The sequence below is a fragment of the Terriglobia bacterium genome, assembly GCA_020073085.1.
GTDB lineage: Bacteria > Acidobacteriota > Terriglobia > JAIQFV01 > JAIQFV01 > JAIQFV01.
Map to the genome: position 1 here is coordinate 50390 of JAIQFV010000021.1, position 10730 is coordinate 61119.

Sequence of the window (10730 nt, forward strand, 5' to 3'; positions counted from 1 at the left end):
GTTCACTCGGATTTGAGAGATGCCATGTCGATCGAGAAGCGGTACTTTACATCGGACTTGAGCAGTCTCTCGTAAGCTTCATTGACCTTCTGGATGGGGATGACTTCGACATCCGCGGTGATGTTGTGCTTCCCGCAGAAGTCGAGCATCTCCTGGGTTTCGGCGATGCCGCCGATGGGCGAGCCGGAGAGACTGCGGCGGCCCATGATCAGGCCGAATGCCGTAACCGCGAGGGGCTTCTCCGGCGCGCCGACCAGGGTGAGGTTGCCATCGCGGCGCAGCAGATTGAGGTAAGCATTGATGTCGTGATCCGCGGAGACAGCATCGAGAATGAAGTCAAAGCTGCCACCATGCTTCTGCATCTCGTCTGCCCCGAGGCGGATGGCATCTTCCTTCTTGCTCGGTGAAGTCGTGAAGACCACAACGTGCGCTCCGAGCGCATGTGCAAACTTCACGCCCATGTGACCGAGGCCACCGAGTCCGACCACACCCACTTTCTTGCCCGGGGTGACGCCCCAATGGCGCATCGGCGAGTAAGTGGTGATTCCGGCGCAAAGCAAAGGAGCCGCTCCGGCGAGTTTGAGGTTCGAGGGAACGCGGAGAACGAACCGCTGATCGACAACGATGCTCTCGGAGTAGCCGCCGTACGTCACGCCTCCCAGATGCTTGTCGGGAAGGTTGTAGGTGTAGATTACGTTCGGGCAGAACTGTTCGAGTCCTGCCAGGCACTCGGGGCAGGTGCCGTCCGAGTCCACCATGCAGCCGACTGCGGCCAGGTCGCCAGGCTTGAACTTGGTGACCGCGGAGCCGACGCGGGTGACGCGGCCGACGATTTCGTGGCCGGGGACGCAGGGGTAGACGGTGGGCAGGAATCCGCTCCACTCGTTGCGGACTTGATGGAGGTCGGAGTGGCAGATACCGCAGAAAAGGATTTCGATCTGTACGTCGTGTTCAGTTGAATCGCGCCGCCCGATCGTGGTGAGGGCCAGCGGCGATGCCGCACTTGTGGCGGCGTAAGCTTTTGTGGTGTACATGTGTCTGGTGTCCATAAGTCTAAATTTAAACGCTCGGCGCGCACTCTGATATGCAAATCACGCCATTGTACCTGCAAAATACGCCAATTTCATAGATCAGGCTGCTCACATCGGCGAGCCTCGCGAGTAGGGAAGGAAATTTCGGGTCAAACTTCCACATTCCATAAGGTGCAGACGGCCTGAGCACAGCGTGCAGCCAAGTCCGCATTCCTCTCCATCTGCTGCTGAAACCGCCGCACCGCCTCGCTAACCGTAGTCAGCCGGAGTCCCCCGCCACCTCGCCCAACTCCTTCAGGGTGAGGCCGTAGCACTTCCGTACGCAGTAATACACGAGTGGAAAGTGCCAGTCCCCCTCCCCGAGCACCGAGGCTTCTTTTACCGACCGGCTGTAATTGTGGAATTGTGGATCTGACCCCAGAAATTACAGCCCGCGGAGACCCTCGCCATTACCCAAATCGAGCCCCCTACTTTCCTGTTGAAAACCCATCCTTTTTGGCCTAAGCTGTGCGTCGTTTGAATTCCTCGTTTTCCAGGCCCTCCTCTTTTATAGCGGTTGCTCTTATTCGTTCTGGAATTTGTTTCAAAGCAGTCCCCCAACCCCGGGTTGCATTTGCATAGGCTGTAACTCGAACCAACCAAATCCACGCATGGCTCAAAAGGAGGGCACCAGTGAAATCCCGAATTCTGTTTTTGTTGACGCTTGCACTGTTCTTGTTGGGAACCGCTCCACTCCCCGGCCAAGAGCCGATCGAGAGAGTAGCGGCACGGATCCATATCCCCGACTCCAGCCTGGAGCGGGCGGAAGATGCTGGCATGAGGGCCCACACCAATCACATCGTCGTGCTCAACGCTGAGACGGCCGCCAAGCGTTTCGCCGCGTCCCTGCCCGCCGGGGAAAATCCTGCATCCCTTCGCCCCGTTTATGGGCTGCCCTCGACCGGGGGCTCCCATGTGATTGCGATTGTCGATGCCTTCGACTACCCCACTGCCGAAAACGACCTCGGTGTCTTTTCCAGCACCTTTGGTCTACCTCCCTGTACAACCTCCAACGGATGTTTTCAGAAGGTCTTCGCGGGGGGCCGCCGGCCCCGAAGCAATTGCGGCTGGGCGCAGGAAGCCGCCCTCGATATTGAATGGGCCCACGCCATGGCCCCCAGCGCTCGCATCATCCTGGTGGAGGCGCGCTCCAGTTCGTTTGCGGACTTGTTCCAGGCGGTGGATGTCGCCAGCAACCTGGTCAGCCCCAATGGCACCGGGTTGGGCGAGGTCTCCATGAGCTGGGGCGGCAGTGAGTTCTCGACCGAGGCCAGCAATGACTCTCACTTCACCCGGGTGGGAATTGTCTACTTCGCCGCCAGCGGCGATACCGGCGGAGTCAGGATCTATCCGGGAGTTTCCCCCAATGTGGTTTCAGCCGGAGGCACGCGCATTAATCGAGATGCGGCCGGCAACTTTGTCAGCGAGACGGGCTGGAGCGGCAGTGGCGGGGGTCCCAGCGCGTTTGAGCCTCGTCCCGGATATCAAAATGGAATTGGAACCATCGTCGGGTCCAAGCGGGGCGCTCCGGATTACTCCTTTGATGCGGACCCAAACTCCGGCGTGGCGGTCTATGACAGCACCTCCTGCCAGGGTCTGGTCGGGTGGCTGGTTTTTGGGGGAACCAGCGTGGCGTCTCCTTCGCTGGCGGGCATCGTAAATCTGGCGGGTCACTTTTTCAGCAACTCAAACGCCGAACTGACGACCATGTACACGGATCCGCTCCAATCCGCCGACTTCCGTGACATCCTGAGCGGCACGGCCGGAAGCTTCAGTGCAAAGGCCGGATGGGACTTTGTGACCGGGATCGGAAGCAACCAGGGAACGTTGGGGAAGTAGCCTCAGCACCAGATTTTGAAGGCTCCCTCCCACATCCTCCGCGATCGCGATGGCCTGAGCGGGGGGTAGGCTGTACTTGAATCATCCCCCACCTCCCGGTGGGGGAATTTCTCCGGGTGCCGCAGGCATGTGTTCCTTACATGCCTGCGCCAGCTACAATCCTGAAATCAAATCGTGGCTGTGACCGCTGTGGGACCCGCCGCTGCCTCGCCGAGGGGAGTAACAGTGTGATGGACCGCTCTGCGCGGACATGTGTACGGCCTCCACGGCCCGTCGATTTTCCCAAATTGGAAATTGGAAAGGTCTGACCCGAAAATTGTGCTCAGGAATTTGGGCGCTGATAGTCGGTTTTCCTGGTGTTTTTGCTTCTAGTTGGGTTCAGCAACGAGCGACTTCCAATACGGGGATTTTGGAAATGCTCGTCAGCCCCTGTTGATGAACCGGCCAAGACTGGTCATCGATGCTGGGCATCGCCAAAAATCGCTCCCCTGAGGGCAGTTTGAAAGCCGCAAACAACACTTGTGGGATGAAAAGGATGAGTGGTGCGCCCGAGGTGATTCGAACACCTGGCCTTCTGATTCGTAGTCAGACGCTCTATCCAGCTGAGCTACGGGCGCACAGGCGGGCTGTCAAACCAAAACGGCCAAGAAAAATAGCACAGAATCGGATTTTTTTGAAGAGTTCGTTCGTCAGTTTGAGGGACAACTTCGATCTGACGACTCCCGCAGGAAGACCAAGACAACAATCGACGGGATCAGAGCTTTTCATTTTATGGGTCAGACCTTCCCATTCTCCATTCGCAAATGAAAATTGGAAAGGTCTGACACCACGAATCGCATTGTGAAGTACAACTTCGTTTTCCCCGAACGGCTCGCCCGGATCGATTGGGACAATCTCTACCTGCAATACATTCCCAAGGTCCTGGCGACGAAAGCGACTTACGATTACTACCGGGTACTCGCGGAACTCTGCGCCCACCTGCGAGACTCGCACACGAACGTCTATCCCGCCCCGGAGTTGCTCGGATCGGTGGGTCTGCAGACTCGCCTCATCGAGGGCAGGTTGATGGTACTTCAAGTTTGGGACCCGGAATTGCACCCCCAGGGCGTCGAGCCGGGAATGGAACTCGTGGAGATCGATGGCGAACCGTTTCGCGAGTACGCGGCCCGGAACGTGGCTCCCTACCAAAGCGCCTCGACCCCCCAGGACCTGGAGGTGCGCACGTTTGAATACTTCCTTCTCTTCGGTGCGCCCGGCCAGCCGGTCCAACTGACTTTGCAGAACGCCGCGGGACAGCGCCTCACCCGCACGGTTCGCCGCAAGTCTTACAAGGTCCTCGGCCCCTTGTCGCCCAAGCCGCCCGGCTTCGAATTCCGGGTTCTGCCGGGAAGCATTGGCTATGTGGCGTTGAATTCCTTTGAGGACAATGCTGTCGCCGATCAGTTCATGGCGGCGTTCGACCGGATCGCCAACACGAGCACCCTGATCCTCGACTTGAGAAACAACGGCGGCGGGAATTCGGTGGTTGGCATGCGGATCCTCGCCACACTCATCGACAAACCCGTTTCGCTTGAATTCTGGCAGACCCGGGATTACAGGCCCATCTTCCGCGCATGGGGCCGGCCCATGGTGATGCTCTCGCTACCCGGCGGCGACGTCCCGCCCGATCCCGCACATCACTACTCGAAGCCCATCCTCCTGTTGACCAGTCCGCGCACGTTCTCCGCGGCCGAGGACTTCCTCGTGGCTTTTGACCAGAGTGGTCGGGGGACGATCATGGGCCAGCGGAGCGCCGGGAGCACCGGGCAGCCTCTGAACTTCAAGATGCCCGGCGGCGGCTCCGGCCGCGTCTGTACATGGCGTGGGACTTACCCCGATGGAAAACAGTTCCTCGACATCGGCGTGCAACCTCAAACCGTGGTATCGCCAACCCTCGAGGATCTTCGGGCGGGCAGGGATACGGTTCTCGACATGGCCGTCGCGCAACTGAACGGGCGCAGTAACAAAAAGTAGAACGCCGCGACGCTGAACCAGCCATGTGCTCCGCTCTCGTCCAGCCCACATAATCGGGAGGGTCGGGCCTCCGCAATCTGCGGTTGAGGAGGCAACTCCGCATTTTTTCCACCCACGACCTTCAACTAACCTCCATGCTGGCACTCCCCCGCCAGGAATTGAAGATTGCGGAGACCTGTGACCCTCGCCACTCAAAGCCGGGTGCGATGATTCCGGTTTGAGCCTTGTTCCCCTCCGGAGAGCCTGATAAAATGGACGCATGAAAGACCCGGAGAATGCATTGCCCGATTCCGAACTCGCGACTCGCGTCGCTAAGCTGTGGCCGCACAGAGAACACGAGTCCAACGGCGTGCTGGGTTTACTCTGCTCGGTTGGTTTCCACCGCTGGCGGCGCTTGGACCTTGCAACGCTCATGCCGGACAAGGACATTCTCCATTGCTTCTGGTGCTCAAAGGTCAAGGTTGATGGAATCGTCTACGACCCTTAAGCGTCAGTACAACAGCAGGAAATAGGAAATAGGGTCAAGTCTAAATTTTCAATTTTGATGTTTGTGTTTGTTCCCGACCCCATTATTCATTATTCATTGATTCAAGTTCAAACACCGAGTGCTCAGGGTTTGGCTCCACTTGGTTTCGGCCTGGGGCTCTCGACGACAAAGGTGTTGCCGTAAAGATCCTCAAACTGCGCCTCCGTGACACCCCAGGGTTGATCGACCGGCACCGCGGGGAACTTTACGCCGCGCTTCGAGAGCAATTCATAGAACCTGTGGCAGTCCTTGACTTCGAAGACCCACCTCGTCTCTTTACCGACGCGGTTTTTGTAATCGCGAATCTTGTCATCGGGAGAGACCGGCTGCGCCAGCTCCAGCACGATGCCGAACTCCTTCTGACCGTGCGGCGCAACGACAATCCAGCGGAGTTTGCCGGTGGTTGCCAGGGATCCACTGGGTCCTGGTCCGAAAGATCCCTCTTCCACTTTTTCAAGGCCGAGAACGTCCGTGTACCAGCGCAGGGCCTCATCGTAATTGGGGACCACGATCGTGGCATAGCGCAGTCGCACAATATCTGGGTTCTCCGCCTTTGACTGCGGGAAGACGGTCGACGATAGCAGTGTGGCGAACAACAGTGCCGCCATCAGGCCTAGTTGACGTTTCATGGTGTTCCTCCTTACCGGCTGGAAAGTACGAACTGATTGCCGTCAGGGTCCTTGAAGATTCCCATGGTTCCCCAGACTTCGGTCTTCGGCTCCTGCGCGAATTCCACGCCTTTGGATTTTAAGATCTTGGCGGTGGCTGAGACATCGTCGCACCAAAACGTCATGGGCTGAAAACCACCAATGCGATTCTCATGACCTGGTGGCGTGAAGAGCGCCAGCCGGGTTTCCGCGCCTGGAATGAGGAGTTCGATCCAACGTTGCTTGTCCGTATACGGCTGGTCGGTGACGACCTTGAATCCGAGCACTTCGGTGTAGAACTTCAGTGAAGCATCCTGGTTGCGGACGGGAATGCTGGCGATCCTGATGCCGCGAATCATTTTTCTCTCCTTGTTGAAATTGATCAGAACCTATTCAGAACATATCATGTGGCCCCAGACAGTTTCAATCAGCCAGGAGTTGGTATATTATCTGTTGATATAGCGATGCTTTCCATTGACGATTACGTTGTTGAGGTGCTTTTGCGCGACTTGGTCGGCCATGACAGACGACCGGTCTGCTTCCTGGTATACCTATGGCTGGCAGCCGAACAGCAGAGGAGAAATGGTGTGGTGCGGGTCGGCTATCGGGAACTCGCGGAATGCATTGGCGTTTCGAAGAGTTCCGTCCAAGCCGCCGTGAGTTGGTTGATCCGGAGGAAACTGCTCGCCGCCCGCAAGGACAACGCGACAGCGATACCGTGCTACACGGTGCTGAGTCCCTGGAGAGAGGCCGGGCGCCCCGCTCGCGGTCGTGGCCACAAATGAAAAGGCACAGTCCCCGGGGACAATTTAGTTTTTATTGAATGTTTGGGGTCAGTAATAATGGCCTGGCTCAGGTCTCCGCAATCTTCAATGCTGGCGGGCGAGTGCCAGCACGGGGGCTAGTTAAGGATCGCGGATGGAAAGAATGCGGGTGTGCGTCCTCAATTGAAAATTCCGGAGACCTGCATCCTCAATTGAAAATTCCGGAGACCTGATCCCCAACATTCCTTTAATATTCCCCATAAAGGCCCTTCACCGAATCGAGCAGCTTCTTGGTGTCGTACCCGACGCCATCCTTGAAGACGATTTCGACGTTTTCGATATCCGTGATGCGAGAGGCTGGATCACCTTTCATCACCACGAGGTCGGCGTTCTTCCCCGCCGCAATCGAGCCGATCTGATCCTGGCGACCGAGAAAAATCGCACCATTCAAAGTCGCAATCCGAATCGCTTGGACTATATCAAAATAGGGTCAAGTCTAAGTTTTCAATTTTGATGTTTGTGGAGGAGAACTATTCAAAATTTAGACTTGACCCTAAAATGCGAGATAATGCCTCCATTCTGATGGGCCCTCCCTTGTGCGAAAAGAGAATCTGTCGGAGACCTATGAAATCCCTTCAGCCGAGCTCCTGCCTTGCCAACTGGATGCCCCCCGACCGTTGGCACAACGGGTTAACCCTCTCGGCCGACTGTGTCAACCGACCGCTGGGTAGAGCCAATGATTTGGAGGGGCGCCTGACCGATCAAAAGTGTAGAACCTGCCCCGTGCCAATTCAAGGAGAATTCGGAGGCGAAGAAATGAATGGGGCGTATTCTAATGGCCAGCACTCGCCCGCCACCAATTGAAGATTGCGGAGAGCCTCGCAATTATCCGCCCTTTGTGCCTTTGTGGTGAATTCGAATTACAATTGTGGAAGCCTGAGTTCAAGAATTTTAAGCCCCGGAGGGACTCTAGAATGTAGCCCCGCCTGATGCCCGTCCCGCACTCTTTGCAGGGCGGAGCAAGGGCGGGGTACCGGTTCCCTCCAATGACATCCCAGCCCCGCTTGCGGGGCGACAGAATCAACTCACGTGAGAAATTAACTATTGGAATGGAAAATTGGAAAGGTCTGACCCGTAAATTCGTGTTCATCAGAGCATTGTTCCTTAATCAGGCGGATGGACTCGTGAATCTCCAGAAAGGCCTCAACGATGTCCGGGTCGAATAGGGATCCGCGCCCGTCGGCAATGACCTGGACCGCCTCTTCATGTTTCATTCCTTCCTTGTAGACTCGCCTGCTGACCGAAGCGTCATAGACGTCGGCCACCGCCAATAGCCTTCCGGCGATGGGGATGTTGTCTCCACGGAGCCCTTGGGGGTACCCGGTCCCATCCCAACGCTCATGATGCGTGTGAACGATCTCACCAGCCAGCTTCATCGTGGTTGCGTCCTGGATATGGGATTGGAAGCTTGCGGTTTGAATCACTTTCAAGCCCTGTTCTGTGTGGGTCTTCATTATCTCGAACTCTTCCGGCGTCAGACGGCCCGGTTTCCGCAAAACGTGGTCCGGGATGGCCACTTTTCCGATGTCATGTATGGGTGCTAGTTTCACGATCAGCGCGATCGTTTTCGAGGTGAGGAAACGGCGGAAACGTGGGTGACGGGCGATGGCCTTGCAAAGAAGTTCAGTATAACTTTGCACCCGTAAAACGTGCGCCCCCGTTTCCACGTCCCGAATCGTTGTCATCGCGGTCAGGGCGGTCAACATAAATATCCTGGCACTTTCCAATTGCCGGTCCGCCCGTCGCTTTTCAGCGGAAATCCTCCAGAAGGTCAGACAAGCATGGTTGCCGACCAATACCGCGGTCACCGGAAGAGGAGAAAGATAGACCCCGGTCCTGGAAAAGAGCAAACCTGAGGCCATCCACGCGGCGAATACGAGGCAAACAGCAATCGGCGCGACCCAAGTCAGCGAAACGCTGGCGAGCAGTACGCCGGAGGCCAGGCCCACTATCAACATCAATACCAGCTCCCATACTAAGGCTCCCGTTGGCCGGCGGAAGGAATCGTGTTGCAGCAGGTTGTCGATGACCGTGGCATGCACTTCAACGCCCGGAAAGTTGCTGTCGGCCGAAGTGGTGACCACATCCTGCAGCCCGACCGCACTGAGGCCGACGATCACGATTTTGTCATCGAGCGCCATGGCGGGCACGCGCCCGGCCAACACATCCACTGCCGGGACGTAGGGGAAAGTCCCACCGGCCCCGCGGAATCGCAAAAGCACATTACTTTTTGTATCGACCGGGATCGTCACATCGTTTAAGCGCAATCGAACGGCGCCTCGCGAGGAGGTTGTTAGCCGGGCCGTGGGATTGCGCTTATCCGCCATGAAAGAGGCGAGGCCGAGACTGGGATAAACCTCTTCGCCATAGCCGATGAGCAGTGGGGCACGTCTGAAAACCCCGTCACTTTCCGCCGTCCCATTCAGAAAACCGGAGCCGGAAGCTGCTCGTGAAATCTCCTGAACACTGCAAACAGCGCTGGAGGCCCGGAAGAACGCTTGACCCCGGGTCGTCTCCGTGTCAACGATTGCCAGCGGAAAGGGATGGAGGAAACAGGAGGATGGACGAGCTGGCTCGGCCCCGAACTGCAGTTGGTATCCTACAATCACCCGCCCGGTGCCCAAAGATTCCGCCAGGAAATCGTCGGCGGTTTGGGGGGGGTGAGTGTTCATGGAGTCTGAAGCCGGCCTGGCAGTGGCTGCTTTCGCGGGTGAACTGAGGGTGGGTGCCCGCACATCCGGTTCGGGAAACATCATGTCGAGGGCGACCGTGCTGGCGCCATCCTCAAAAATCCTCCGGACCAGCATACCCAGCAGGTCGCGAGGCCAAGGCCAACGGCCATACTGAGCGAGGCTGTTCTCATCAATCGGGACAATGACAACGCGTCCGGAGGGTCTGCCGGGGTCAACCCGGCGGGTCATCATGTCGTATGCCTTTTGATCGAGGTTTGCGACGAATTGTGGCTGAAGGAGGATAACAAGGACCACGCCAACCAAAACGCCCACACCGATGATTCTCATCTGCGTGAGCCTCCTCTACCGGACGATGACTTCGACCCGGCGATTCCTGGGTTCGGGAACACCTTTCGGAGTGGGCACCAGAAGATCGCTCTCTCCATGGGAGGTCACCGACATGTTCGCGGGGTCCATTCCCCTGGAACGAAGGAGCTCAGCCACCGCTTGAGCCCTCCTCATCCCCAGTTCGATATTGGACTCCGCAGTCCCCGTGGTATCGGTATGTCCGATCACCTCAATGTCGGTGGAATGGCGCTCTTGAATGGCTTTGAAGATAGCGGGCAGCTGTGCTTCGGACTCCGGGGTCATCGTGGGGCTGTCTAACAAAAAGTACAAAGTGAAGGACGCTTCGGCGGCAGGGAGTACATCGATGGAACTTCCGAAAACGCGCTTCACCTCGACCGGGTCGACCTGGAACGGGGTCCCGGGAGGGGCATCCGGCCGCTCCACACGAAGTCCCGAATAGCTTTCCACGAGTTCGCGAGTGACCCCTGAGTTAGTCACCGTCACTTTGCCGACCGTGCCGTCGTCGTCGGGTAGCAAGACGATCAGGTTCTGCGTGGCAGGGGGCTGCAGAACCGGCGGCACGGGCGCCCGCTTGGGCGCACAGCCCGTGGCCAGAAGCAGTCCCAATCCCAGGGCGGCCAAACTTCTGACATGAGCGGTCATGGGGAGCCTCGCGGGGCGTCGAGTGCCACGGCAAAGCGCGTCCCCCGCACGCCGATGATTCCTACCGGGGTCTGGAGTTTTACCGATTCCGGCGAGAATTTGGCGATCTTTCCCGAAACGTAGGCAAC

At 57.6% G+C, this 10730-nt stretch carries 10 protein-coding genes and 1 tRNA gene; 4 read left to right on the forward strand and 7 right to left on the reverse strand.

Features of this window, described 5'->3' with window-relative positions; all coding sequences use genetic code 11:
• Window positions 1-2 precede the first annotated feature (2 nt).
• Complete coding sequence (locus LAO21_18165; GenBank protein ID MBZ5554647.1) at window positions 3-1034, reverse strand: NAD(P)-dependent alcohol dehydrogenase; 1032 nt, start codon at window positions 1032-1034, stop codon at window positions 3-5.
• Window positions 1035-1703: 669 nt separating this feature from the next.
• On the opposite strand from LAO21_18165, the gene LAO21_18170 reads away from it, so the two are divergent.
• Window positions 1704-2909 carry a S53 family peptidase gene (locus tag LAO21_18170; protein ID MBZ5554648.1) on the forward strand — a complete coding sequence of 402 codons (1206 nt, stop codon included), beginning with the start codon at window positions 1704-1706 and terminating at the stop codon, window positions 2907-2909.
• 540 nt (window positions 2910-3449) lie between these two features.
• On the opposite strand, the gene LAO21_18175 is transcribed toward LAO21_18170, so the two are convergent.
• Window positions 3450-3526, reverse strand: a tRNA-Arg gene (locus tag LAO21_18175).
• A gap of 193 nt (window positions 3527-3719) precedes the next feature.
• Here LAO21_18175 and LAO21_18180 point away from each other — a divergent pair.
• Both LAO21_18180 and LAO21_18185 read left to right on the forward strand, forming a co-directional pair.
• Window positions 3720-4922, forward strand: coding sequence for a hypothetical protein (locus tag LAO21_18180; GenBank protein MBZ5554649.1), 1203 nt, complete (start codon window positions 3720-3722; stop codon window positions 4920-4922).
• A 259-nt stretch (window positions 4923-5181) separates the two neighbouring features.
• Window positions 5182-5409, forward strand: coding sequence for a hypothetical protein (locus LAO21_18185; GenBank protein ID MBZ5554650.1), 228 nt, complete (start codon window positions 5182-5184; stop codon window positions 5407-5409).
• Between the two features lie 122 nt (window positions 5410-5531).
• On the opposite strand, the gene LAO21_18190 is transcribed toward LAO21_18185, so the two are convergent.
• Window positions 5532-6077 (reverse strand): VOC family protein, encoded by a 546-nt coding sequence (locus LAO21_18190; protein ID MBZ5554651.1) that lies wholly within the window; start codon window positions 6075-6077, stop codon window positions 5532-5534.
• Window positions 6078-6088: 11 nt separating this feature from the next.
• Window positions 6089-6454, reverse strand: coding sequence for a VOC family protein (locus LAO21_18195; protein ID MBZ5554652.1), 366 nt, complete (start codon window positions 6452-6454; stop codon window positions 6089-6091).
• A 105-nt stretch (window positions 6455-6559) separates the two neighbouring features.
• Between LAO21_18195 and LAO21_18200 the strand changes: the two genes are divergently transcribed.
• Complete coding sequence (locus LAO21_18200; protein MBZ5554653.1) at window positions 6560-6880, forward strand: helix-turn-helix domain-containing protein; 321 nt, start codon at window positions 6560-6562, stop codon at window positions 6878-6880.
• Between the two features lie 226 nt (window positions 6881-7106).
• On the opposite strand, the gene LAO21_18205 is transcribed toward LAO21_18200, so the two are convergent.
• From LAO21_18205 to LAO21_18215, 3 genes are all read right to left on the reverse strand, one after another.
• Window positions 7107-7337 (reverse strand): amidohydrolase family protein, encoded by a 231-nt coding sequence (locus tag LAO21_18205; protein ID MBZ5554654.1) that lies wholly within the window; start codon window positions 7335-7337, stop codon window positions 7107-7109.
• 619 nt (window positions 7338-7956) lie between these two features.
• Window positions 7957-9939, reverse strand: coding sequence for a CHASE2 domain-containing protein (locus LAO21_18210; GenBank protein MBZ5554655.1), 1983 nt, complete (start codon window positions 9937-9939; stop codon window positions 7957-7959).
• Window positions 9940-9954: 15 nt separating this feature from the next.
• Window positions 9955-10602, reverse strand: a complete 648-nt coding sequence (locus LAO21_18215) for an OmpA family protein (protein ID MBZ5554656.1) — start codon at window positions 10600-10602, stop codon at window positions 9955-9957.
• Window positions 10603-10730: the final 128 nt, after the last annotated feature.

Excerpts from the sequence above, each read along its gene's own strand:
- LAO21_18210 (MBZ5554655.1), bottom strand. The coding sequence starts at position 9,939 with ATGAGAATCATCGGTGTGGGCGTTTTGGTTGGCGTGGTCCTTGTTATC.
- LAO21_18200 (MBZ5554653.1), top strand. The coding sequence starts at position 6,560 with ATGCTTTCCATTGACGATTACGTTGTTGAGGTGCTTTTGCGCGACTTG.
- LAO21_18190 (MBZ5554651.1), bottom strand. The coding sequence starts at position 6,077 with ATGAAACGTCAACTAGGCCTGATGGCGGCACTGTTGTTCGCCACACTG.
- LAO21_18165 (MBZ5554647.1), bottom strand. The coding sequence starts at position 1,034 with ATGTACACCACAAAAGCTTACGCCGCCACAAGTGCGGCATCGCCGCTG.
- LAO21_18185 (MBZ5554650.1), top strand. The coding sequence starts at position 5,182 with ATGAAAGACCCGGAGAATGCATTGCCCGATTCCGAACTCGCGACTCGC.
- LAO21_18195 (MBZ5554652.1), bottom strand. The coding sequence starts at position 6,454 with ATGATTCGCGGCATCAGGATCGCCAGCATTCCCGTCCGCAACCAGGAT.
- LAO21_18215 (MBZ5554656.1), bottom strand. The coding sequence starts at position 10,602 with ATGACCGCTCATGTCAGAAGTTTGGCCGCCCTGGGATTGGGACTGCTT.